Annotated in this window: 27 protein-coding genes; 14 read left to right on the forward strand and 13 right to left on the reverse strand. The window is 63.8% G+C overall.

Annotated elements, in window-relative coordinates:
• Positions 1 to 165: 165 nt before the first annotated feature.
• The 3 genes from MESCI_RS11440 to MESCI_RS11450 form a co-directional block, all read right to left on the reverse strand.
• A complete protein-coding gene (locus MESCI_RS11440; RefSeq protein WP_164919883.1) occupies positions 166 to 1,068 on the reverse strand; it encodes an SH3 domain-containing protein in 903 nt (300 codons plus the stop codon).
• A 123-nt stretch (positions 1,069 to 1,191) separates the two neighbouring features.
• Entirely contained in the window at positions 1,192 to 1,956 is a 765-nt protein-coding gene (locus MESCI_RS11445) for a metallophosphoesterase family protein (protein ID WP_013530111.1), read from the reverse strand.
• Positions 1,957 to 2,025: 69 nt separating this feature from the next.
• Positions 2,026 to 2,388 carry an ArsR/SmtB family transcription factor gene (locus MESCI_RS11450; protein WP_013530112.1) on the reverse strand — a complete coding sequence of 121 codons (363 nt, stop codon included), beginning with the start codon at positions 2,386 to 2,388 and terminating at the stop codon, positions 2,026 to 2,028.
• Between the two features lie 208 nt (positions 2,389 to 2,596).
• On the opposite strand from MESCI_RS11450, the gene MESCI_RS11455 reads away from it, so the two are divergent.
• On the forward strand, positions 2,597 to 3,775 hold the full coding sequence (locus tag MESCI_RS11455; protein WP_013530113.1) for an MFS transporter: 1,179 nt from the start codon (positions 2,597 to 2,599) through the stop codon (positions 3,773 to 3,775).
• 21 nt (positions 3,776 to 3,796) lie between these two features.
• On the opposite strand, the gene MESCI_RS11460 is transcribed toward MESCI_RS11455, so the two are convergent.
• Positions 3,797 to 4,255, reverse strand: a complete 459-nt coding sequence (locus MESCI_RS11460) for a MarR family winged helix-turn-helix transcriptional regulator (RefSeq protein WP_013530114.1) — start codon at positions 4,253 to 4,255, stop codon at positions 3,797 to 3,799.
• Positions 4,256 to 4,465: 210 nt separating this feature from the next.
• Here MESCI_RS11460 and MESCI_RS11465 point away from each other — a divergent pair, with 210 nt between their 5' ends.
• Positions 4,466 to 5,260, forward strand: coding sequence for an SDR family NAD(P)-dependent oxidoreductase (locus MESCI_RS11465; protein WP_013530115.1), 795 nt, complete (start codon positions 4,466 to 4,468; stop codon positions 5,258 to 5,260).
• 260 nt (positions 5,261 to 5,520) lie between these two features.
• On the opposite strand, the gene MESCI_RS11470 is transcribed toward MESCI_RS11465, so the two are convergent.
• Positions 5,521 to 6,120 (reverse strand): LysE family translocator, encoded by a 600-nt coding sequence (locus MESCI_RS11470; RefSeq protein WP_013530116.1) that lies wholly within the window; start codon positions 6,118 to 6,120, stop codon positions 5,521 to 5,523.
• Between the two features lie 98 nt (positions 6,121 to 6,218).
• Between MESCI_RS11470 and MESCI_RS11475 the strand changes: the two genes are divergently transcribed.
• On the forward strand, positions 6,219 to 7,088 hold the full coding sequence (locus MESCI_RS11475) for a LysR family transcriptional regulator (RefSeq protein ID WP_013530117.1): 870 nt from the start codon (positions 6,219 to 6,221) through the stop codon (positions 7,086 to 7,088).
• 182 nt (positions 7,089 to 7,270) lie between these two features.
• On the opposite strand, the gene MESCI_RS11480 is transcribed toward MESCI_RS11475, so the two are convergent.
• From MESCI_RS11480 to MESCI_RS11490, 3 genes are all read right to left on the reverse strand, one after another.
• On the reverse strand, positions 7,271 to 7,921 hold the full coding sequence (locus tag MESCI_RS11480) for a dihydrofolate reductase family protein (RefSeq protein WP_013530118.1): 651 nt from the start codon (positions 7,919 to 7,921) through the stop codon (positions 7,271 to 7,273).
• 102 nt (positions 7,922 to 8,023) lie between these two features.
• Entirely contained in the window at positions 8,024 to 8,872 is an 849-nt protein-coding gene (locus MESCI_RS11485) for a protein-L-isoaspartate O-methyltransferase family protein (RefSeq protein ID WP_164919884.1), read from the reverse strand.
• Between the two features lie 87 nt (positions 8,873 to 8,959).
• Positions 8,960 to 10,324: an Nramp family divalent metal transporter gene (locus MESCI_RS11490; protein ID WP_013530120.1), complete on the reverse strand. Its 1,365-nt coding sequence runs from the start codon at positions 10,322 to 10,324 to the stop codon at positions 8,960 to 8,962.
• 235 nt (positions 10,325 to 10,559) lie between these two features.
• On the opposite strand from MESCI_RS11490, the gene mntR reads away from it, so the two are divergent.
• The 4 genes from mntR to MESCI_RS11510 all read left to right on the forward strand — a co-directional run bounded on the left by mntR (position 10,560) and on the right by MESCI_RS11510 (position 13,829).
• Positions 10,560 to 11,009 (forward strand): manganese-binding transcriptional regulator MntR, encoded by a 450-nt coding sequence (mntR, locus tag MESCI_RS11495; protein WP_024504117.1) that lies wholly within the window; start codon positions 10,560 to 10,562, stop codon positions 11,007 to 11,009.
• An 89-nt stretch (positions 11,010 to 11,098) separates the two neighbouring features.
• Entirely contained in the window at positions 11,099 to 11,287 is a 189-nt protein-coding gene (locus MESCI_RS11500; RefSeq protein WP_013530122.1) for a hypothetical protein, read from the forward strand.
• Between the two features lie 199 nt (positions 11,288 to 11,486).
• The gene (gene ypfJ, locus MESCI_RS11505; RefSeq protein ID WP_013530123.1) at positions 11,487 to 12,407 is read left to right on the forward strand and encodes a KPN_02809 family neutral zinc metallopeptidase; all 921 of its coding nucleotides are present in this window, start codon (positions 11,487 to 11,489) and stop codon (positions 12,405 to 12,407) included.
• Positions 12,408 to 12,563: 156 nt separating this feature from the next.
• The gene (locus tag MESCI_RS11510) at positions 12,564 to 13,829 is read left to right on the forward strand and encodes a TCR/Tet family MFS transporter (protein WP_013530124.1); all 1,266 of its coding nucleotides are present in this window, start codon (positions 12,564 to 12,566) and stop codon (positions 13,827 to 13,829) included.
• Between the two features lie 73 nt (positions 13,830 to 13,902).
• Here the strand turns inward: MESCI_RS11510 and carA are convergent, their stop codons facing one another.
• Positions 13,903 to 15,120 carry a glutamine-hydrolyzing carbamoyl-phosphate synthase small subunit gene (gene carA, locus MESCI_RS11515; RefSeq protein WP_013530125.1) on the reverse strand — a complete coding sequence of 406 codons (1,218 nt, stop codon included), beginning with the start codon at positions 15,118 to 15,120 and terminating at the stop codon, positions 13,903 to 13,905.
• Between the two features lie 276 nt (positions 15,121 to 15,396).
• Here carA and MESCI_RS11520 point away from each other — a divergent pair, with 276 nt between their 5' ends.
• Positions 15,397 to 15,846 carry a GatB/YqeY domain-containing protein gene (locus tag MESCI_RS11520; protein WP_013530126.1) on the forward strand — a complete coding sequence of 150 codons (450 nt, stop codon included), beginning with the start codon at positions 15,397 to 15,399 and terminating at the stop codon, positions 15,844 to 15,846.
• A gap of 127 nt (positions 15,847 to 15,973) precedes the next feature.
• Positions 15,974 to 16,264 (forward strand): hypothetical protein, encoded by a 291-nt coding sequence (locus MESCI_RS11525; protein WP_013530127.1) that lies wholly within the window; start codon positions 15,974 to 15,976, stop codon positions 16,262 to 16,264.
• Positions 16,265 to 16,325: 61 nt separating this feature from the next.
• On the opposite strand, the gene MESCI_RS11530 is transcribed toward MESCI_RS11525, so the two are convergent.
• The gene (locus MESCI_RS11530) at positions 16,326 to 16,898 is read right to left on the reverse strand and encodes a TetR/AcrR family transcriptional regulator (RefSeq protein WP_013530128.1); all 573 of its coding nucleotides are present in this window, start codon (positions 16,896 to 16,898) and stop codon (positions 16,326 to 16,328) included.
• Positions 16,899 to 17,016: 118 nt separating this feature from the next.
• Between MESCI_RS11530 and MESCI_RS11535 the strand changes: the two genes are divergently transcribed.
• A complete protein-coding gene (locus tag MESCI_RS11535; protein ID WP_338048513.1) occupies positions 17,017 to 17,658 on the forward strand; it encodes a DUF4336 domain-containing protein in 642 nt (213 codons plus the stop codon).
• A gap of 39 nt (positions 17,659 to 17,697) precedes the next feature.
• Here the strand turns inward: MESCI_RS11535 and MESCI_RS11540 are convergent, their stop codons facing one another.
• Positions 17,698 to 18,663 (reverse strand): LysR family transcriptional regulator, encoded by a 966-nt coding sequence (locus tag MESCI_RS11540; RefSeq protein WP_013530130.1) that lies wholly within the window; start codon positions 18,661 to 18,663, stop codon positions 17,698 to 17,700.
• A 101-nt stretch (positions 18,664 to 18,764) separates the two neighbouring features.
• Here MESCI_RS11540 and pcaD point away from each other — a divergent pair, with 101 nt between their 5' ends.
• The 3 genes from pcaD to MESCI_RS11555 all read left to right on the forward strand — a co-directional run bounded on the left by pcaD (position 18,765) and on the right by MESCI_RS11555 (position 20,366).
• Positions 18,765 to 19,667, forward strand: a complete 903-nt coding sequence (pcaD, locus tag MESCI_RS11545; RefSeq protein ID WP_013530131.1) for a 3-oxoadipate enol-lactonase — start codon at positions 18,765 to 18,767, stop codon at positions 19,665 to 19,667.
• Between the two features lie 180 nt (positions 19,668 to 19,847).
• A complete protein-coding gene (locus tag MESCI_RS11550; RefSeq protein ID WP_013530132.1) occupies positions 19,848 to 20,093 on the forward strand; it encodes a hypothetical protein in 246 nt (81 codons plus the stop codon).
• Positions 20,094 to 20,150: 57 nt separating this feature from the next.
• The gene (locus MESCI_RS11555; protein WP_013530133.1) at positions 20,151 to 20,366 is read left to right on the forward strand and encodes a hypothetical protein; all 216 of its coding nucleotides are present in this window, start codon (positions 20,151 to 20,153) and stop codon (positions 20,364 to 20,366) included.
• A 62-nt stretch (positions 20,367 to 20,428) separates the two neighbouring features.
• Here the strand turns inward: MESCI_RS11555 and MESCI_RS11560 are convergent, their stop codons facing one another.
• The gene (locus MESCI_RS11560; protein ID WP_013530134.1) at positions 20,429 to 20,869 is read right to left on the reverse strand and encodes a DUF2267 domain-containing protein; all 441 of its coding nucleotides are present in this window, start codon (positions 20,867 to 20,869) and stop codon (positions 20,429 to 20,431) included.
• Between the two features lie 222 nt (positions 20,870 to 21,091).
• Here MESCI_RS11560 and MESCI_RS11565 point away from each other — a divergent pair, with 222 nt between their 5' ends.
• Positions 21,092 to 21,784, forward strand: coding sequence for a hypothetical protein (locus MESCI_RS11565; RefSeq protein WP_013530135.1), 693 nt, complete (start codon positions 21,092 to 21,094; stop codon positions 21,782 to 21,784).
• Between the two features lie 32 nt (positions 21,785 to 21,816).
• On the opposite strand, the gene MESCI_RS11570 is transcribed toward MESCI_RS11565, so the two are convergent.
• The gene (locus tag MESCI_RS11570; protein ID WP_013530136.1) at positions 21,817 to 22,734 is read right to left on the reverse strand and encodes an NADP-dependent oxidoreductase; all 918 of its coding nucleotides are present in this window, start codon (positions 22,732 to 22,734) and stop codon (positions 21,817 to 21,819) included.
• Between the last annotated feature and the right edge of the window lie 10 nt (positions 22,735 to 22,744).

Consider the following 22,744-nt stretch of genomic DNA (forward strand, 5'->3'; position numbering starts at 1 on the left):
GAATAGGGGAATAGGGGAATAGGGGAATAGGGGAATAGGGGAATAGGGGAATAGGGGAATAGGGGAATAGGGGAATAGGGGAATAGGGGAATAGGGGAATAGGGTGGGTTCGAGAGAATTCCAAACATACTCCCTTTTTCCCCTGCTCCCTTACTCCCCTGAATTCTAATTCCCCAGCGCCAACTGATCCGTGATCTCAAACCGCTCCGAGACGCCGACACGGATCATGTTGAGGCTGCCTTCCCTGGTGAAGCGGAAGTCGCCGGGCGCGTCGGAACCGGCCGGCTGGCCGGCACGGAAGGAGATGATGCGCGTGCCGCCATCGGGCCAGGTCACAGTGATGTTCGCCTTGTCGGCGCTGTGCACCACGCTGACCTTGCAGCGCTCCATCGGCTGGCCGACATAGCGGGCGCAGGGAATCTCGGGGCCAGAAGCCGGCGTCGGAGCGGAATCAAGCGGGACGTCAGGCGCCGCCAGCGCCAGTAGGTACGCGTCCTGCATGGCGGCGTGGCCGATTTCCTCAGGCGATTTCGACGTGCTTTCGGCTGCCGGACCGGCGCCGCCAAGCCGGGCTGTCAGGTCGGGCGGTGCGACCTGAGGGCTGTTGGCCGAGCCGATGGCCTGCGATTGATCTGGCGCCGAGGCCTGCTCGGCCCCACTGCCGGTGGAGGCAACCACCGGCGCACCGGCCGGTCTTGGCTCACCTTCGACATAGGGGTTCGGATTGAGGGGGATGAGATAGCGCGCCGGCGCCCAGCCGCTCAGCTTCTCCTTGCCCGTGCTCTCGACCTTGCACCATTTGTAGCCGTTGATGTCGTTGCAGCCGAGATTGGTGACCATGTCGCCACTGCTCAGCCGCGCCTCGACCGTGGCGACCGGCGATGCGGTGGTGCGGACCTTGAGAAGGTCGTCCGGCGCCAGGCCGGTGACGACGGAGATGACGAGCTCCGGCGCCTCTTGGGCCATCTCTTCAGCCATAGCGGGGGCAATCACCGGCCACGCCGTCATCAGCAGCGGAGCAGCAATCAGCGCATGGAGGATTGTTCGGAGCGTAACTGTGCGCCTCATCGTTTGGCCGTGCGCTGATACCGTGCCGCGGCGGATCGAGCCCGCCGCAAGCCCGGCCGGTTTTATAAGGGACGACGCGGCGCCATGTAAGCCCGAAAATTCGGGCCGCCGTTTCGCCAGCCTTCAGCCGGGCAGGGGCATGAACCCGGTTCTGAGCGCGTGAGCCCATTCCGGCCGGCCCGCTTGTTCGGCCTGCCTTGCGGCCGCCTCGTGGTCGTAGTCGACGGCGATGGCCTCGAAGCCGTCGGGCTGGCCGTTGCTGCCCGAGGTGACGATGCCGTAGCGCGCATGCGGCGAGCCCTGCTCGGAGACATGCGCCGGCGGCGTGGAATCGTCATAGGCAGGGCAGCCGATGCTGCCCGGATTGAAGATGACGGGACCGTCGGGGACGCGGATCAGTTCCGCGCGGTGGCTGTGGCCGCACAGCGCGATGCGGCAAGCCGGGTCGAGCGCCTTCAGCCGCCGCCGGATCGCCGTCAGCGGCGCGCGCACCAGCTGGCCATTGACTATCGTATCAGTGAGATATTTCTCGTCATGGTCGGGACGGGCGTGGAAAGCGATGATTCCGGGTGCGATCTCCAGCGTCAACGGCTGGGCGAACAGCACCTGGCGCTGTGCCTCGGTCAGCCGCTCCTGCGCATAGACGTCGGAGGGCCACATGGTGTCATCAGCGGGGTCGGCGGCAACACGGCGGTCGTGGTTGCCGCGCACCGTCGGCAGGTTCAGCGCCTGCAGCCGTTCCATCGTTTCGCGTGGCCATAGCGGGCCGGAAACGCTGTCGCCGAGATTGACGGTCAGGTCGGCGCCGCCGCGCCGGCGCAGGTCGTCAAGCACGGCGTCGAGCGCCAGCACATTGCCGTGGATATCGGCGAGGACGGCGATGCGCATTTTCGGGAAGCTCCTGTGTGACGCCGCTTTTCCTGTTCCCCACGTTCGTGGGCGAGGAACCCAAATCCTTCAGGGTCGGGCGTGCACTTCGATATCGTGGCCGCCAACCGCCGGCAGTGCGGGATCGTCGCCGGCGGCGGCGATGACGCTGTCGAGCAGGCCGGGGAAGCGGGCGTCGAGATCGGCGCGGCGCAGTGTGATCATGCGGTTGGTGCCGACCACCTCGGCGCGGGTGACGCCGGCCTCGCGCAATTTGGCGAGGTGGTAGCTCAGATTGGTCTTCGAGCCGAAATCGAGGAACTGGCTGCAGTTCAGCGGCACGCCCTGCTTGCTGGCGAGATAGCGCACGATGGCAAGCCGCGTCGGGTCGCCGAGCACGCCAAGCACGATCGGCAGGCTGATCTGGTCCGTATTGGGGTGTGGCAAGGTCATGGCTCGAAACTAAGCACAGTCGGGTCCGATTTCAACGCATCCATCATTGTTGGCTCCACGTGGCCTTTCTCCGTCTCGCGCGAACCCCGCCCGGCCTGTGCTGACACAGGGCTGTCAGGAAGGTTCAGCTATTTTTCCCTGGCTTCATTGACATGATGCCCTGTTATGTCCAATTGTTCAATAACTTTTGAACTAAGGACATCCCGCCATGGACAAGCGCCTCTTCTGGCTCGCGCTCGGATCGTTCACGATCTCGACCGAAGGCTTCGTCATCTCCAGCCTTCTGCCCGACATCGCGGCGGATGCCGGCATCTCCATTCCGCTGGCCGGCACGCTGATTACCGCCTTCGCGCTCGCCTATGCGGTCGGCACGCCGATCCTGGCGACGCTGACAGGCGAATGGGACCGGCGCCGCGTCATCCTGTGGACGCTGGTGTTCTTCGTCATCGGCAACATCGCCGCCGCCTTGAGTTCCTCCTTCGAACTGCTGCTGGTCGCGCGCATCGTCATGGCGCTGTCGTCGGGCCTGTTCGCCGCAACTGCGCAAGGCACGGCGGTGGCGCTGGTCGATGATCATCACCGGGCGCGTGCCATCGCCGTCGTCGTCGGCGGCACCACTGTGGCCGTTGCGCTCGGTGCGCCGCTGGGCGCGCTCGTTGCCACCGTCGCCGGCTGGCGCGGCACCTTCTTTGCCATCGCCGGCCTTGGCGCGCTTGCGGGCGCGATCCTGTGGTACCGGCTGCCGCAGGGCATCGTTGGCACCAGGCTGCCCTTGAAGCGCAGGCTGGCGGCAGCGCTGCGTCCCGGCGTGATGCCGATCCTGTTGACGACAGTGCTGGCGCTGATCGGCGCCTTCACCGTCTTTGCCTATGTCGCGCCGCTTGCCATCGAGGGCGGCGGTCTCAGCCAGATCGCGCTGCCCGGCATGCTGCTCGCCTTCGGCGTCGGCGCCGTCATCGGCAACATTGGCGGCGGCCAGGCCGCCGACCGGTTCGGCGCGACCCGCACCGTCGGCTGGTCGCTGGCGCTGAGTGCAGCCATGCTGGTCTTATTGTCGGTCATCCCGACCTTCCTGCCGCACCATATTGCCGGGCCGGCGCTGATGGCGATGATGGTGCCGTGGGGCATCGTCGGCTGGGCGTTCCCGCCGGCGCAGGCGAGCCGCATCATCAAGCTGGCGCCCGATGCCGCCCCGATCGTGCTGTCGCTCAACGCCTCGGCGCTCTATCTCGGCGTGGCGCTGGGTGCCGTGGTCGGTGGTGCCGTGCTGCGCTACGGCGCGCCGGCCGATCTCGGCCTGGTCGCCGCGATCTTCCCGATCGTCGGGCTTGGCGTCGTGGTCGCCGGCCGCTGGGCGGCTCGGCCTGTAGAAATGCCTGCCGAGTAGAGTCTTTGGCAAACGCTGGCCTTAGGGCGTGGCCGGCGGCAGATCAAAATCCAGCGCGGCGATCTCATCCAGAGCCGCGCGCAAATCTTCGGCCTTGTCCTTGCCGACGACATCTTCGAAGCGCTGCTGGGCGATTTGCCACAGTTTCATCGCTTCCTCGAGCTTGTCCAGGCCCTTTGGCGTCAGTCGTACACGCTTGACGCGGCGGTCCTCCGGGTCGGCGAAGGTCTCGACATAGCCGTCGCGGATCAGCGGTTTCAGCGTATGGCCGAGCGCCGACAGGTCCATGATCAGCGACGTGGCGATGGCGCCCATCGCCGGCTCATCGCCCATATGGATCTGGTAAAGCAGGCCCTGCTGCGTCGCCTTGAGGCCTGACGGCTCCACCACATCATCATAAAACTTGCCGAGCTTGCGCGCCGCGCGGCGCAGCGCGGCGTTGTTGCAGAGCGTGAGGCCGGGCAGGCTGTCCTTTGACATGATGGTCCCTGGCGCCGGCGAATGAGGCCCGGCTGCTCCCCTCAAATAATCCCCGCCCGTCTCATTGACAAGATAGTGGCATATGCCTACTTCACGATTAGTGGTATATGCCACTAAATCAGATCAAGCGGCTTTCCGGCAGCGCGGCAGATGCCACGGTGCCGGGGGTCATTCGAAACGAACAAGATCAGTTGAAGAAGGAACAGGACAATGAGTGGACAGGGCAACAAGGGCACGGCGGTCGTCACCGGTGCTTCGTCGGGCATCGGCGCGGTCTATGCCGACCGGCTGGCGGGGCAGGGCTACGATCTGGTGCTGGTGGCGCGGCGCGCCGACCGGCTGGAGGAACTGGCCGGGAAGCTGCGCCAGACCTATAGCCGCAAGGTCGGCGTGATCAGCGCCGATCTTGCAAACGACGATGATGTGCGCCGCGTCGAGCAAGCTGTAACAGCCGACGAGAGCATCACACTGCTGGTCAACAATGCCGGCATCGGCGGCCAGGCCGTCGTGGCCACCGCCGATGTCGACGCGGCCGAGCGCATGATCAAGGTCAACACCATCGCCTTGACGCGTCTAACCCGCGCCGTGCTGCCGGGGCTTTTGGCACGCAACCGCGGCGGCATCGTCAACATCGCCTCGGTGCTCGCCTTCGACACCTCCTTCGGCGGCATCTACAGCGGCACCAAAGCTTATGTGGTCAACTTCACCGAAGCCCTGCACCGTGAGGTCGAGGGCACCAATGTGAAGGTGCAGGTGGTGCTGCCGGGCGCGACCCGGACCGATTTCTGGGAACTTGCCGGCACCGATATCGCAAACGTTCCGAAGGAGATCATCATGACCGCCGACGACATGGTCGATGCCGCACTTGTCGGCTTGGCCAAAGGCGAGGCGGTCACCGTGCCCGCGCTTGCCGATGCGGCCAAGCTCGACACATTCCTCGGCGCCCGGCAAGCCTTCTACGGCAGCCTGCACGCCGACAAGCCGGCGGCGCGTTACGGGGTTTGACGTTTGAGAGGCTGGTTCGCTTTGCGAACCAGGACCCCCACCCCGCTGCTTCGCAGCGATTTGCCGGGGCGAGCCACGGGTCTCACCCGTCCTTCGGACCCCCATAAGGGGGAAGGTTAGGGGCGCGCGCCGCCCTCCTTGAGGCTTGGAAAAGGCGCGCTCCCTACCTCCCCCTTGTGGGGAGGTCGGACCGAAGGCCCGGGTGGGGCTCCTGCGCTGACCTTGCAGGACTTGGCGTCTTGTACCCATTCCGTGGCCGTCTACGCCGACCGCCACATCGGAATGATCGAGGCGGCCAGCACCAGTGCCAGCACGATGTTGAGCGCGCGCCATTGCCATTCGGTCTTGAGCAGCCGCGCCAGCACCATGCCGGCCACGCACCACAGTGAAAGCGAGGCGGCGGCCGCGAGGCCGAAAGTGGCGCCGAGCAGCAGCGCGAGCTGCATCGGTCCGCTGGCCAATGCCGCGAACGACGCCGCGGCGCCCAGTCCCATCGCCCATCCCTTCGGGTTCATCCATTGAATGCCGGCGCCGCCGAGAAAGCTGTTCGGCCTGGCCATGGTTACATCCAGATTAGGCGGTCCGCTGCGGCCGATCTTGATCGCCAACCAGACGAGATAAAGTGAGCCGGTGACCTTCATCGCCAGTTGCAGCGAGGGCACGGCGAGCAGCAGGCCGGCGAGCCCGGCGGCGGCGGCGCTCGTCACCGTGGCGAGGCCGGCGGCGCTGCCGATCAGCAAAGGTACGGAACGGCGAAAGCCGAACTGTGCGCCCGATGCCGTCGACAGGGTCGTGGCGATGCCGGGCGTGGTGGTGGCGACGATGGCAAACAGGATGAGCGGGAAAATGGGCTCGAGCATGCGGCGTCCTCGGTGGGAGGGCTGCCATCGTAGCTGCGCACGAACTTCAGTAAATGCAATGTTTGCTATGGTTGACATTAGCAAGCATAATGCCAACCATGATCCGAAATCTCGACATGGCGCTGATCCGCACCTTTATCACCGTCGCCGACAAGGCCAGCATGACAGCGGCGGCCAATGCACTGCACCTGACGCAAGGTGCTGTCAGCCAGCAGGTCAAACGGCTGGAGGAGGCGTTCGGCTCGAGCCTCTTCGAGCGCGACCGGCGCGGCTTGCGGCTGACGCGCGCCGGTGAACAGCTATTCGGCAGGGGCAAGCGGCTGCTGGCCTTGAATGACGAGATCTGGGCCGAAATGGCTGGGAGCCCGGTGGCCGGCCAGGTGCGGCTCGGCGTGCCCTACGACCTTGTCGGCACCTTGCTGGCGCCGGTGCTGAAGACCTATGCCGAGACCTATCCGCAGGTCGAGATATCGCTGGTCTGCGCCTCGTCGCCAGAATTGACTGCTGCCCTTGCGGCCGGGACCATCGACCTTGCCGTGATCGAGGAATGCGCCGGCCCGTCGGCCGGCGAATGCCTCGTCGTTGACCGGCTGGTCTGGGTCGGTGCCAAGGGCGGCGTTGCCCGCGCCAAGCGGCCGCTGCCGGTGTCGATCGTCGCCGACACCTGCGCTTTCCGGCCGGCTGTGCTGGCGGCGCTCGGTGAGCATGGGCTGGAGTGGCGCACCGTGTTCGAGAACGGCAACATCGACGCGACGACCGCGACGGTGCGCTCCGACCTCGCCGTCACCACCTGGCTGGCCTCCACGGTGCCAGCCGATCTCGACATATTGCCATCGGAGTCCGGCCTGCCGCCGCTGCCGAATTTTGCCATCAACCTGCATCTGCCGAGGCATGGGGTAGGGCCCGCGGCGCAGGAATTCGCACGGCATATACGGGAAGGGCTGGCGCGGCGACCAGTCGCTGCTTGAAGCTTCTCAGAACTGGGGTTCCTCTCCCCCGTCGCTCTCCCCCCTCCGGAGGGAGAGGAAAGGTGCCAGCTGAGGTAGGTTCGCGCCGTTCCTCTACCCCGTCAACCGGGGGAGAGGTGTCGAGCGAAGCTCGACGGAGTGGGGGTCGATCTTTCATCGTGGGGCGAGGAACCCAGGTCCTGCTACTTCCAATTCCTGCGCCGCTCGAGCTCGGCTTCCGACGGCTCTCCCGTGACAAACGACCCGACCTTGACCTCGCCCGCGCGTTCGTAGGTCGCCATGATGACGCCGGTGCCGGTTGCCTGCGACTTAATGAGCTTGAAGGCGGCCGGGATCGCGCTGTCGCCGAACAGCCGCTTGCCGTTACCCAGCAACAGCGGAAAGACCATCAGCCGGATCTCGTCGATCAGCCCGTTGGCGAGCAGCGTTTGGATCAGGTTGCCCGATCCCTGGATGAGCAGGTCGGGTCCATCCTCCTGCTTGAGGCGGCGCAACTCCGCAACGATATCAGGCCCGAGCGATTGCGTGTTCTGCCAGGTGAGGGTGTCGGGCCGATGCGTCGCGACATATTTGGTCGCAGGGTTGAAGGCATCCGCGATCGGATCTTTCTGATATGGCCAGTAGGCGGCGAAGATATCGTAGGTCCTGCGGCCGAGAAGCAGGGCGAAAGGCTTGGAGAACAGTTCATCCATCGCCGCGCCCCCCGCCTCGTCGAAGTAATGGAAGGTCCAGCCGCCGAACTTGAAGCCGCCGACCGGATCCTCTTGCGGGCCGCCGGGCGCCTGCATGACGCCGTCGAGGCTGACGAATGTCGCAGAGATAATCTTTCTCATTCCAATGCTCCCGTTCTTCGGTCCACGCCGTCGTGGCGGACTTCAGCCCAAGGACGGGCGACGAGCCACCGGTCCGACAGGACAGGACGAAATTTTGGAAAATCACCGTTGCTTGCGAGGCTCGGTGTGGAGATTTTCCGACGAGAACCAGACATCGCCTGATATGGCGGTGGCGGTGTCGTCCGGCGCCCTGTCCTGCGCCAGCCAGATCGAGCGGCTGCGCGCGGCCTGCTCGCCGGTGGGGATCATCGCCGCGGGGTCCGCGACCGAGGCGCCGACACAGGGAATGAACCACGACCGCATGAACGGATCGCAGGCGAAGCCTTTTTGCGTGCGTGTCACCATCACCGCCAGCGGGACGCGCTCGGCCGGCCGCCAGGGAAAGATCATGCGGCCGCCTGGCCGCAGCGCCTTCAGCCATCCGGCCGGGGGCGCTGCGACCCCGGCATTGACATAGATGATGTCGGATGGCGGCAGGGGCGTCGTCACGGCATCGCCATGGACCACCGTCGCATTGCCATAGGCTTCGAGATTTTGACGCGCCAGATCGGCCAGCTTCTCGTCGAGTTCGAAAGCGGTGACGATGCCGCCTGGCGAAACCAGCCGGGCCAGCACGGCGGTGTAGTAGCCGGTGCCGGCGCCGATATGGCAAACCGCCTCACCGGGTTTCGGTTCAAGCTTTCCAATCCACATGGCGTGCAGGAATGGCTCGCCATTGTTGATGCCCTTGTCGTCGTCGAGCGCCACCAGCACGTTCTGATAGATATGAGCCGGATCGGCGCTCGGTGTTGTGACCTTGCCGTTGCCGGCGACGACCGTCCACGGCCCGGGACCGAGAAACGCTTCGCGCGGCACGTCGGCGAAAGCCGCTTCCAGACGTGGGTCGGGCGAGCCGGCATTGGCGGCCAGCAGCCGCGCGTAGAATTTCCTGATGTCTTCGATCCGGGTCATGATGCCGGAAAACATAGCGCGGATTGCCGATTTGTCGCGAGGCTGCCCCCTGCGCAGAGGGCAGCCGGTTTCCAGGCGAAGCGGAACTCAGCCGACCCCGAACATGGTGTCGTAGAGCAGCTTGAAGTTGAGCACCAGGATGATCGCGGCGACCACCCAGGCAAGGGCTGCGACGCCGCGCGGAATGGCGAGATTGCCCATCTTCTTCTTGTCGGAGACGAACTGCACCAGCGGGACGACCGCGAAGGGCAGTTGCATCGACAGGATGACCTGGCTGAACACCAGCAACTGGCCGGTGCCCTTTTCGCCATAGAGCGCGGTGACGACCACCACCGGGATAATGGCGAGGCCGCGCGTCAGCAGCCGGCGTGCCCAGTTGGGGATGCGCAGGCGCAGGAAGCCTTCCATAACAATCTGGCCGGCGAGCGTGGCCGTCACCGTCGAGTTCAGGCCGGAAGCCAGCAGCGCCACCGCGAACAGGATCGAGGCGATGCCGAGGCCGAGCAGCGGCGACAGCAGCTCGAAGGCCTGGCCGATCTCTGCGACGTCCTGGTGGCCGGTGTTGTGAAAGGCGACCGCGGACACGATCAGGATCGAGGCGTTGACGAACAAAGCCAGCATCAGGGCGATGGTCGAGTCCGTCGTTGCCCATTTGATGGCGTCGCGCTTGCCCTTGTCGGTGCGTTCATAGGCGCGGGTCTGCACGATCGAGGAGTGCAGATAGAGATTATGCGGCATGACGGTGGCGCCGATGATGCCGATGGCGATGTAGAGCATCGCCGGATTGGTGACGATTTCCGACGACGGCACGAACATGGCATGCAGGATCGAACCGGCCGGCGGGGCGGCGACGAAGATCTGGATGGCGAAGCAGCTGAAGATGATGATCAAAAGCGCGATGACGAAGGCTTCGAGATAGCGAAACCCCTTGTTCATCAGGAGCAGCACGAGGAAGGCATCGAGCGCCGTCAGCATGGCGCCGCCGATCAGCGGAATGCCGAACAGAAGCTGCAATGCGATCGCGGTGCCGATGACTTCGGCCAGGTCGCAGGCGATGATGGCCAGCTCGCAGGCGATCCACAGCACGAAGTTCACCGGCCGGGGATAATAGGCCCGGCAGGCTTGGGCGAGATCGCGGCCGGTGGCGATGCCGAGCCGTGCCGCCAGCGCCTGCAAAAGGATCGCCATCAGGTTGGACAGCATGATGATGAACAGCAGCGTGTAACCGAACTGGGCGCCGCCGGCGAGGTCGGTCGCCCAGTTGCCGGGGTCCATATAGCCGACCGAGACCATGTAGCCGGGACCCATGAAGGCGAACAGGCGACGGAACCAGACGCCCGAGTTCGGCACGGCGATAGAGGAATTGACTTCGCGCAGGCTGGGCTGCTCGTCCTCGTCGGGCCTGGCGAACCGCCATGAGGAACGGGAGGCTGTGGCTTCGGCTTCGGACATGAAGGAGGGCTTTCCGCGAGACTGGACGATGTTGGCTTAAGCTATGCCATGGCTCAACATTATGCAATATGCTATATTTCATTGTCGTTGCTTTTTATCCGGCTGGCGGTCATCGGGTGAAACGGCGATCGGAAGCCCCGGTTGCACCTGTTGCGGAATGCAAATAAACGGCCTGAAGAATCAGAGCCCGTGCTATGAAAGCATGGATGGCAAATAGTCCTGGGAGGAGCGCGTATTGGTGCTGAAGAACAGACCAGTTCCGCGCGAGCCGCTGCTCGACGCCGAAATTCATTCGGAGGGCTTCCGGCAGCAGCGCGAAGCGCGCCGCAGTGCGTTGGTCGAGGATTATGTCGAACTGATCGCCGACCTGATCGAAGACGGCAACGAGGCGCGTCAGGTCGACATCGCCGCACGGCTCGGTGTCGCGCAGCCGACAGTGGCCAAGATGCTGACCAGGCTGTGCGCCGACGGTCTGGTGTCGAGAAAGCCCTATCGTGGCGTGTTCCTGACCGAAGCCGGCCGCAAAGTCGCGGAGGAAAGCCGCATCCGCCACCAGACGGTGGAAGCTTTCTTGCGCTCGCTCGGTGTCAGTGCGGAGACAGCGCGCATCGATGCCGAGGGCATCGAGCACCATGTCAGCGCCGAGACGCTGGAAGCCTTCCGCAAGGCGATGACGGCGCGCTGAGCGCCAGAGTTCCCGCGTCGCCGGAACCGTCGCACGCCAGACACGTTTGCACCAGATCCGTGCGATTGGCGCGCGAAAAGGAGGAAACGATGGGCATCGAACAAACGCCGGCGGCAAAGGGCAAGCAGGCAGCCGAGGGACTGAAACAGGCGGCGGCCAGGGATGAGCGCAAGACCGAAGCCGAAACCGGCCATCCGCTGAAAAAGGGCGCGGCGCGTTTCGAGGAGCGTTCGAAGAGCTCCGACGGCAAGAGCGCCGGCGCCAAGCAGGAAGATTAGCTCTCTGTCGGGCTTACGTGATCGGCTGTAGGCCATGGGGACGATTGCAACGCCGAGCCGCTCGCCACAACGAACTTGGCCGCAAGGCGACCCGTGTGGCCAAAAAGGCCATCGAAAAATGCTGTGACTTGGCGCAACCATTGGGATAATTGTCTGGTGCCCCGGAGCAACGGGGAGGTTTGCTGCACGAGGAGTTGCCATGCTCTGGAAGGGCCGTCGTCAGAGTGACAATATCGAGGACGACCGCAGCGACAGCGGCGGCGGCGGACTCGGCGGCGGCGGTGGCCAGTTCCGCATTCCGATCGGCGGCCGTACCGGTGGCGGCGGCAGCATCTTCCTCGTCATCCTGGTGGTGCTGGCCGGATGGTATTTCGGCTTCGATCCTTCGACGATCCTGGGTGGCGGCGACGGCGGCCTGCTGCCGGGCGGCGGCGGCCAGATCACCGACAACAGCGGCCAGGACAACGGTGCCACACCGGCCAATGACGAGATGAAGCAGTTCGTGGCGACCGTGCTGGCCGAGACCGAGGACACCTGGACCGGCATCTTCAAGTCGCAGGGATTGACCTACGAGGATCCCAAGCTGGTGCTGTTTTCCGGCCAGGTCCGTTCGGCCTGCGGCTTTGCCTCCGCGGCGGCCGGACCGTTCTATTGTCCCGGCGACCACAAGGTCTATCTGGACATGACCTTCTTCCAGCAACTCGACCAGCAGTTCGGCGCTTCGGGCGAATTTGCCCGCGCCTATGTGATCGCGCATGAAATCGGCCATCATGTGCAGAACCTGACCGGCATCATGTCCAAGTTCAACCAGATGCGGCAGAGCATGGGCGAGGTCGAGGCCAACCAGATGTCGGTGCGAATCGAGCTTCAGGCCGACTGCTTTGCCGGTGTGTGGGCCCACTACACCGGACAGAAAGGCATATTGGAGCAGGGCGACATCGAAAGCGCGCTGAACGCCGCCAAGCAGATCGGCGACGACACGCTGCAGAAGAAGATGCAGGGCTATGTCGTGCCGGAAAGCTTCAACCACGGCACCTCGCAGCAGCGGCAGACCTGGCTGGCGCGTGGTTACAAGAGCGGCAAGCTGTCGGATTGCAACACGCTGAGTGGGCCGATCTGACCAGACCGTTGTCGAGCTTCACCTGCCGGCGATGCTGCCGTCAGGTGGTGTCAGGATGAATAGATTCGGCCTGTTCCTGCATTGTTCCTTTCCGCGAGCTCGCCTATAAGGTGCGTCCGCCTGCGCCTGAGGGCGAGCAGAGGAGCTTGATCCTGCATGATCGACCCCAAAACCGCCAGACGGGGCCTTGCGCTCGTCTTCACCACGCTGCTGCTCGACATTATCGGCTTCGGCATGATCATGCCGGTGCTGCCGGCCTATCTCCGGGAATTGACCGGGGTCAGCATCAGCGGCGCGGCGATCGAAGGCGGCTGGCTGTTCTTCGTCTATGCGGCGATGCAGTTCTTCTTCGCGCCGATCATGGGCGGCTTGAGCGACCGGTTCGGGCGGCGGCCGATCCTGCTCGCATCGGTGCTGACCTTCTCCATCGACAATCTGATCTGCGCCGTCGCCTGGTCCTACCCGATGCTGTTCATCGGGCGCGTGCTGGCCGGCATTTCGGGCGCCAGCTATTCGACGACATCGGCCTTCATCGCCGACATCTCGAACGATGACAATCGGGCTAAGAATTTCGGCCTGCTCGGCATCGCATTTGGCGTCGGCTTCGTCATCGGGCCGGTTCTGGGCGGGCTGCTCGGCACGTTCGGGCCGCGCGTGCCGTTCTATTTCGCCGCCGGGCTCGCCTTCGTGAATTTCCTCATCGCGTTGTTTTTCCTGCCGGAAACGCTCGATGACAAGCACCGCCGCCGCTTCGAGTGGAAACGCGCCAACCCTGTCGGCACGCTTCTGCAGATGCGCCAATATCAAGGCATCGGCTGGATCGGGCTTGTCTTCTTCCTGATGACGCTCGGGCATATGATGTATCCGGCGGTCTGGTCGTTCGTCTCCAGCTACCGCTATGGCTGGAGCGAGCAGCAGATCGGCTTCTCGCTCGGCGCCTTCGGCCTGTGCGGCGCGATCGTCATGGCGACGGTGCTGCCGCGCGTCATCCCGAGGCTTGGCGAGTGGAAGACCGCGGTCATCGGCCTGACATTCACGGCAGCCAGCGCCTTCGGCTACGCCTTCGCGTCGCAAGGCTGGATGATCTATGCGGTGATCGTCGTCGGCTGCCTGGAAGCGCTGGCCGACCCGCCGCTGAGGAGCCTCGCCGCCGCCAAGGTGCCGCCTTCGGCGCAAGGCGAACTGCAGGGCGCGATGACCTCGATCTTCTCGATCACCTCGATCATCACGCCGCTGCTCTACACGGCGATCTTTTCCTGGTTCACCGGGCCAAACGCGCCGGTGACCTTCGGCGGCGCGCCCTATCTGCTGGGAGCGTGCTTCCTAACGCTGGCGGTCATCGTCTTTGTGACGAAAGTTGCGAGGCCGGCAGCGCGCACGAATGTCGCCACCGATGTCGCTGAGGATGGAGCACAGGTGTGAGTCACAACCGCATTGCGCTCACCAGGGAGGGCCATCCCGGCAGGGCAATGAGGGGCGGCGCTACCGGATCGCGCTAAGCCCGTTCGGCCAGCAATTCCTCACCGCGCTTTTCGCGGATCAAATTGACGAAGCGGCGGAACAGGTAATGCGAATCCTGCGGGCCGGGCGAAGCCTCGGGGTGATGCTGGACCGAGAACACCGGCCGGCCGGTCAGCGTGATGCCGCAATTCGAACCGTCGAACAGCGAGACATGGGTTTCCTCGACGCCTGATGGCAGCGAGTCGGCATCCACGGCAAAGCCGTGGTTCATCGAGACGATCTCGACCTTGCCGGTGGTGTGGTCCTTGACCGGATGGTTGGCGCCGTGATGGCCCTGGTGCATCTTGGCGGTCTTGCCGCCCAGCGCCAGCGCCAGCATCTGGTGGCCAAGGCAGATGCCGAACACCGGGATGTCGGTCTTCAGCAGATCCCGGATGACCGGTACGGCATAGTCGCCGGTGGCTTCCGGGTCGCCGGGCCCGTTGGAGAGAAAAATGCCGTCCGGCTGCATGGCGAGGATTTCCTCGGCGCCGGACTTGGCCGGCACCACGGTGACCTTGGCGCCGAGGCCGGCGAGCAGGCGCAAGATGTTGCGTTTGACGCCGTAGTCGATGGCGACGACGTGCATTGTCGGTTCGATCTGTTCGCCAAAGCCTTCGTTCCACACCCAGGGCGTCTCGCGCCAGACAGAGGACTGGCCCGACGTGACCTCCTTGGCGAGATCGAGCCCGATCAGGCCCGACCATGCGGCGGCGCGGCGCTTGAGATCGTCGATGTCGAACACGCCATCGGGCGCATGCGCGATGACGGCGTTGGGCATGCCCTTTTCACGGATCAGCGCGGTGAGCGCACGGGTGTCGATGCCCGACAAAGCGACGATGCCGCGCTTCTTCAGCCACTGGTCGAGACCAGTGCCGGCGCGGTAGTTGGACGGGTTGGTGACATCGGCCTTGAACACGGCGCCGACGGCGCCGGCGCGGGCGACCGGATTGAGATCCTCGATGTCCTCGTCATTGGTGCCGATGTTGCCGATATGCGGGAAGGTGAAGGTGACGATCTGGCCGGCATAGGACGGATCGGTGAGGATTTCCTGATAGCCGGTCAGCGCCGTGTTGAAGCAGACTTCGGCGACAGCGGAGCCGGTGGCGCCGAGACCGCGACCTTCGATGACGGTGCCGTCGGCCAGCACCAGAAGGGCGGTCGGCTTTTCCGTGGCCCAAGCGGGGGTCAAGGCGGGCGTCATCTCGGCCATGCGGCACTCCTGTCAGGCCGCGCGCTGCAACCGGCCCGGCGGGCCATCTGCGCGGCAAACGGCGCGAAGCGGCGATTTCGCGGCTTCCACGCAGTCAAATTTCCGTTCATGCAAGGCCCAGTACATAGGGGAAGGGGGCAGGGCGGTCAATGATCATGCGAAATGCCGCCATATTTTATTTCGCCTAGTGAAATCAGTGGCTTGCCTCGGCACATCAGAGTTTGCCTTGGCTCGCCCGCGGCGCTATTGTCCGCGCCGATCGAAGGAGAATGCACCATGCGCGGCAAAATCGCCGAATCCCTGAAGAGCGCGATGAAGGCGCAGGACAAGCACCGGCTGCCGACATTGCGGCTGATCCAGGCCGCCATTCACGACCGCGACATTGCCAATCGCGGGTCAGGCAAAGAGCCGGCCAGCGACGAGGAGATCCTGCAGATCCTGGCCAAGATGGTGAAGCAGCGCGAGGAATCGGCCAAAGCCTTCGATGACGGCAAGCGGCCGGAACTGGCCGCGCAGGAGCGCGGCGAGATGGAGATCATCCGCACCTTCCTGCCGACGCAACTGGACGATGCGGCGGTAACCGCGGCGGCGCGCGAGGCGATCGCCGCGACCGGTGCGGCCAGCCAGAAGGACATGGGCAAGGTGATCGCTGCACTGAAGCAGAAATATGCCGGCCAGATGGATTTCGGCAAGGCGAGCGGCATCGTCAAGGGTCTGCTGCAGTAGGGTGCTGCTCATCTCGTCGCTTGGGTGGCCGACCGGGCGGAATCCAGATCCGTCCGGAATCCAAGTCCAGGAATTGGAACCCGGATAGCGCCGAGATGTTTATCCGTCATGCAACTGGAGAGATGCCATGACTGAGAACGAAACCCGCTATGAAACCGGTGCGACGAAATATCCGGCAAAGACCGGTGCCGACGCTTCCGATAAATTCTCCCAGGATGCGGCCGCCAACGAGAAGCCTGCCGGCGGAATAGGGCTCACCCGCCGGATGGGCGAAGTGGAAGACCGCACCCGCCAGTCGGAGGGACAAAACCCGCCAAGACAAGTCACGCCGAGCGCCGCAACCGAAAAGACGTCCGGGGCCGGCCCCGCTATCGCGGAGCGTTCAAAGGACGCCAAGGCTCCGAAGAGCAGCCAATGAAGCGAAGGCCGGGAGCACTCCTGCGGCGCTTTGGAGATCGGCGGACAAGTGGTTCGCGTAGTTAGCGTTTGCCGATCCCTTCAACGACGATGCGGATGAGGTGCCTGATCTCGTCCTCGCTGAATGACCCGGCCGAAAGCGCCGAAAGCATCGCCTGGCCGTATATTCCAAGCAGGACCAGCGCCATGAAATTGGCATCGTCATCCCTGCGAATGACACCTTGCCGTTGGCCGAGCACCAGAAGGTCCCGGACCAGGCGCTGGAATGAGGGCCGGTCGGGCGGCGGCTGCAGGGACGGACGCTCGGCGGGGGCAAGAGCCAGCCTGGCAAGCGAGGGATTGGCCAGGCACCAGCCGGCGCTGTCGAGAAAGACTGTCTCGAGCATGACGAATACATCTTCGTTCGCCGCCATGCGGGCGCGGTAGGCGGCATCGCCCGCCTCCACGCGGGCGATGAGCCGCAACGCGATTTCTTCTTTCGAACTGAACAGATTGTAGACCGTTTTGCGGGTCAAGCCGGCGCGCGTCGCGATCTCCTCGACCGAGGTGTTGGCAAACCCCATCTCCCGAAACGCCAGGTCGGCGGCATCGAGGATGAGGCTTCGCGACCGTTCGGTCCGCTTTGGGGTTGTCATTTTTATACCCTAGTGTAAATTTACACATATGTAAACTTTTGCTGCGTGACCGCCGCATTGCGGCAGCCGCCAATCCCGCGAAGGGTCGACTGTGGCGCATCGGAATTCAAGCGGCTCTATGGGAAGCAATGTGCAAATGGCTGGTAGTCTCAAGGAATTCGGCCTTGGGATCTGGATTGCGGATGGTCCGATCGTCACGGCGGCCGCCGGCTTTCACTATCCCACGCGTATGGCCGTTATCGGATTGTCCGGGGGCGGTTTGTTCATCTGGTCACCGGTAGAGCTCACGAACGAGCTGCGCGCCGATGTGGACGCTCTGGGCGTGGTGCGCTTCCTGATCCCGCCCAATTCGCTTCACCACGTGTTTCTCGCTGACTGGCAGCGCGGCTATCCCGATGCCAAGGTCTATGCGCCACCCGGCCTGCGGGAAAAGCGCCGAGATATCCTCTTCTGCGGCGAGCTCGGCGATACGCCTGCCGCCGACTGGGCGGACGATCTCGACCAGGTCGTCGTGCGCGGCAACAGGATCACCACCGAGATTGTCTTCTTCCACCGCGCAAGCAGGACAGTGTTGTTCACCGATCTGATCCAGCATTTCCACGCCGGATGGTTCAAGGGCTGGCGGGCGCTCGTAGCCCGGCTGGATCTGATGGTGGCCGCAGAGCCCTCAGTGCCGCGAAAATTCCGCGCCGGCTTTACCGACCGGCGCGCCGCGCGTGCCGCTCTTCAACGCATACATGGCCGGCCGAAAGAGTGCTGATGGCGCACGGCGAACCAGTGACGGAGGACGCTCAAACGTTCATCCGTCGCGCTTTTCGCTGGCTGGTTGGCCGCTGACTTCCTCGGCGGATTTCGGCGCTTCGAGCACACGGCGCAATGCCGGCGCTTCCTGCTGGATATGATCCCACAGCCGGTTCGCGATCGGCCCATGCGGCCGGTCGCGGCGGCGCGCCACCACCAGTTCGTCGGTGCGGCCCGGCAGATGACGGCCGGCAATGGAGTGCAGGCGTCCGTCCTGCAGTTCTTCCTCGATCAGGAAGCGGGGCAGGTGGCCCCAGCCAAGGCCCTGCAGGATGATCTCCTTCTTCATGCCCTGGTCGGCGACGAGGCATTGCGGCGCGCCTTCGATCAGCGAATAGTTTTGTTGTGGCGAATGGCGGGCGCTGTCACGCATGACGCATTGGGTGAGTGCCTGCATCTGGTCCGGGGTGATCGGCTGCTCGATACGCTGAGGCAGAAAGCCCGGCGCCACCACGGGAATGAAGGACACCTTGCACAAATCGACCCATTCCACCCGCGCATCGCCCTTGTCGACCCAGTGCAGGATCAGGTCGGCTTCGTCGTCGAAGAGACGCTCCCATGGGCCGCCCACCGCTTCGAAATGCAGATGCAGGCGCGTGCCGGGCAACTGTGCGAAGAATCGCCCGAGCATGCCCAGCACCTGCGGGCGCGGGCACAGGTCGCCGATCACCACATGGATCTCGCTTTCCTCACCCATCGCCAACTGGGCGGCATGGACGCGCAAACCGTCCATCTCGCGCAGCAGCGATAGCGCTCGGCGGTGGAACGACAGCCCGGCCTCGGTCGGACGCACGCGATAGCCGCTGCGATCCAAAAGGACGAGGCCGAGCTGTCGCTCCAGCTTGGCGACGGCGGCGAACACCGCGGGGTGCGAGCGATACAGCATGGCCGCCGCAGGCTGAAAACCGCCGGTGCGGACCACCGCATCGAAGCATTGCAGATCGTGCAGGGTGAATTCGGCCATGTCAGTTTTTGTTACAGAGCTTGTCTTATCTTTGTAATATCAACAAAATCGCTCCACGGCTAGGCTCTGTCTCGTTCAACGTTCCAGAAGGAATCTTCATCATGAATGAGCTGAATTTCGTCACAACGGGCGACGGCACGCGCATCGCCTACCGCTTCGACGGCGACGCAAGCAAGCCGGTGCTGGTGCTGTCGAATTCCATCGGCACCACGCTGCACATGTGGGACAGGCAGGTCGGCGAATTGTCGAAGCATTTTCGTGTCCTGCGCTACGACTTTCGCGGCCATGGCGGATCGAGCGTTCCGGTCGGCGCCTATTCGCTGGACCGGCTTGGCCGCGACGTCATCGAGTTGCTCGATGCGCTCGACCTGCAACGTGTACATTTCCTTGGCCTGTCGCTCGGCGGGTTCGTCGCGCAGTGGCTCGGCATCCACGCGCCCGAGCGGATCGACCGGCTGATCCTGAGCAACACCTCGTCCCATCTGGCGCCGGCAAGCTATTTCGACGAGCGGATCGCTGCGGTGCGCCAGGCGCCGGACATGTCGGAAACCGCTGAGACGTTCCTGAGCAACTGGTTCCCCGCGTCGCTGGTTGCCGCCAACGAGCCTGTGGTCGAAGACTTTCGCGCCATGCTGCTGGCTATCGACCGGCAGGGCCTGGCGGGTCTGTTCGCGGCGGTTCGCGACGCGGACCTTCGCCGCACCGTGGCACTGATACCCCGGCCGACGCTGGTGATCGCCGGTCGGCACGACACGGTGACGGCAGCCAGCCACAGCGAGCTGATCGCCGCGACGGTGCCCGGCGCGAAGCTGGTTGTGCTGCCTGCGGTCCATCTGTCGAACATCGAATATCCGGCAGAGTTCATCCAGGCTGTCATCGATTTCTGCGCGGAGCCGAGTGCCGCGACGGCAAAGGCATCCGGCACCAGCCCGGCGGTTGCCGAGCGTTCAAAGGACGCTGCGGTTCACAAGGGCGGGCGCCAGCCGGAGCCTGCGTCAATGTGAGCGCCGGGCCGAGCCGAGCCATCTGGCGAGAAGCTTTTCAACGCCTTTCGGAACGATCCCGTCACCTTGCCATTATCAGCACGAAGGCAGGCTCGGCCAGGCAAACGCCGTAACCGACCTTAGAGACGGTCGGCGACGCACCACTTTCGGGCGCCGACACGAACACGCCGGAGGAAAGCGATGACTGGACGCAAAACCCACGATCAACAAATTCGCATCATTGAAGAGCGGGAAAACACAAAGAACGCCGGCAAGGATTTTGATGCCGAGGCGGATCTGAAACGATCAGCGGCGGAACGCGAAGCACTGCGCAAGGGAGCGGACATGAGGACCGATACACCGGACCTCGTCGATCCAGATGACCGCAACATGCTTCGCGGCAAGAATCAGGAAAGCGCCCATCACAAGAACCGTGCCGACGACTAAAGCGCGTCACGGACCAGCAACGCTCCTGGAACATTCGTCATAGATTGGAGGCAGCCCATGGCACGCGGCAGCAAGAAGCACATCGGAGCAGGTTCACAAGGAAAGGGTTCCGGCACAGGCGCCATGACCGTGACGCCAAAAGACAAGCTCGAAGAAAACAAGGTTCTGTCCAATCGCGACAAGGCACAGCATTCCAAAGAACGCGGTTTGGACTCCAGGCAGGTTGCGACCGAGCAGCATCAGGATCATGCCGCCAACCGTTTGCGGGACTGACGCCCGACAGGGGCGCCAGCCTCGGCCTGGCTGTCCGGGGAGCCGTCAGATTCGTACCATCTCTATTTGACACCGAGGCTTTCAGGCCAGAGCGCCTGGATTTCTTTCGGCAGCGCATCGCGCACCTTAGCCGATTGGCCAAGATCAATATGCCGTGCAAGAACTCGGAATACCGAGCGTGCTGCATCCTCGGGATCGACGGGGCGGATCGATTTCAATTCCTCGCCGATGTGCTGCGAGAAGTTTTCCAGGGAGCGCGTTTTGTCCGGCTCGGCTGCGGGCCGGTAGTGGTCGTAATAGGCGCCGCGCACCAGGAGCGGCAGTTCCGCCCCAAGTTTGGCCGCAAGCCCGATCTGCAGCCTGTCCCTTACGGTCCGCAGGACCGCGCCCAATATGTGCCATGCAATTCGCCGATCCGGACCATGATCGTCCATGATCTCGTCGAGCCAGATGTTGGTTGTCTGCAGCGTCCTGTCAAAGACATCCAAACCGGTAGCGCTCATCATCGCCTCCTCATCAAATTCATGTCTGGTTTCGAAACGATGCTCAGGGACAATCGTTTCGCTATCTGTCGACAAAATTGGCTCGGCCTGTGATCCGGCTCTGCCCCGGGATCCACGGTAGCGGTCTTGGTTGCGCCGGAACCCCTTCCGAAGCAGTTCGTTCCTGGGTGGGCGGCTTTGAGGAGCTGGTTGGGGGAGCGCGTCCTGAACGGATTTTTTGCGATGCCTGCAAGGAAGACAAAAACCAATGAAGGCGAGAACCGACAGCAACTCCTGCAGATGATGACGACGGAGCATTTGGTGCTGGGGACCGCCAGGGCGGCGACTATTCAGGAGGCGAATCAGCGCGCAAATTTGTTCCTGACTTCGGTATCCAGCGCCACGATCGCCCTTGCTTTCGTGGCCCAGGTGACGAGGATGGGGCTTCCTTTCATGCTGTTCAGCCTGATCCTGTTGCCGTGCCTCTACTTCATTGGGCTGGTGACATTCGTCAGGGCTGTGCAGGTGGCCATCGAAGACATGGTCCACGCCCGCGGCATGGCACGCATCAGGCACTGCTACACCGAGCTCACCCCTTCGATGGCGCGCTATCTGGTTCACTCCACCCATGACAACCAAACGGCTCTGCTGGCCGATGTCGGCCTCAAGCCAAGGCCCTGGCAAGCGTTCGCCGGAACCGCAGGGATGGTGAATGTCGTCAACGGTGCCATCGCCGGTGTCTTTGCCGGCGTGATGCTCAAGGTTGTCGTTGGCTCGACGGTCAGTCTCGCCGTGACTGTCGGCATTCTAGCTTTTGCGGTGAGCAACTGGTGCCTGTGGCAACATCACAGGCGCAGTTGGGCAAGCGCGGAACACAAGCTGAAGGTGCTGTTTCCAAACGTGCCGGACAGCGACGGCAAGGCGCGGATCGGATAACGCGTCCGAGAGGGCAGGAGCATCAACTCGCGCTAGGCGGAAACCTCAAGCACGATCTTGCCACGCACATGCTCATTTTCCAGCCGTTCTTCCGCTTTGGCGACCTCTCCAAGAGGGTAGGTGGCTTGCACGAAGGGGGTGACCTTGCCGGCCTCGATGAGGCGGCCGATCTCGGCAAGATGCGCCGCATTCGGCTCGGCCAGGTAGGAGACGCCACGCGCCCGACGCAAGTTTGCCTTTTCCTGCGACGGTTGGGAAAGCGTGGAAACGAGCGTCCCGCCAGGCTTGAGCACCTCCCAGGAGCGCTCCTGCGTGTCGCCCGCGACAAGATCGAACACCAGGTCGACCGCATCGACGACCTCTTCGAAACGCTGATTCTTGTAGTCGACCGTCTGATCGGCGCCAAGCTCACGCACGAAAACGACGTCCTCGGCGGAAACGGTTGTCGCGACGAACGCGCCCGCGGCCTTGGCCAGCTGGATCGCCAGATGACCGACGCCGCCGGCGCCGCCATGGATGAGAACCCGTTGTCCGGATTTGAGGCCGCCATGATCGAAAAGGCCTTGCCATGCGGTGATGCCGGCAAGCGGCACCGCCGCGGCTTCGACATGGCTTAGACGATCCGGTTTGGCAGCCGCCTCAGTCGCCTTGACCACGACATATTCGGCGTTGCCGCCCCGGTCATGACCAAGCATCGCAAACAACGGGTCGCCCTTCTTCAACGTATGCGCCCGCGTACCGCATATTTCCACCGTGCCGGATACGTCGCGCCCAAGCGTGACCGGCAGGGTCTCGCTCACCGACCCTTCGCGGGTCTTGTAGTCGATCGGATTGACGCTTGCGGCGCGGACCCTGAGCACAACCTCGTCGTCTAGCGGCTGAGGCGAGGGGACCTGATCGATCGAAAGGACCTCAGGTCCGCCAAAGGCGTGGATGCGGATTGCTTTCATGTCGGCATAC

It is taken from the genome of Mesorhizobium ciceri biovar biserrulae WSM1271, from assembly GCF_000185905.1.
Taxonomy (GTDB): Bacteria; Pseudomonadota; Alphaproteobacteria; order Rhizobiales; family Rhizobiaceae; genus Mesorhizobium; species Mesorhizobium ciceri.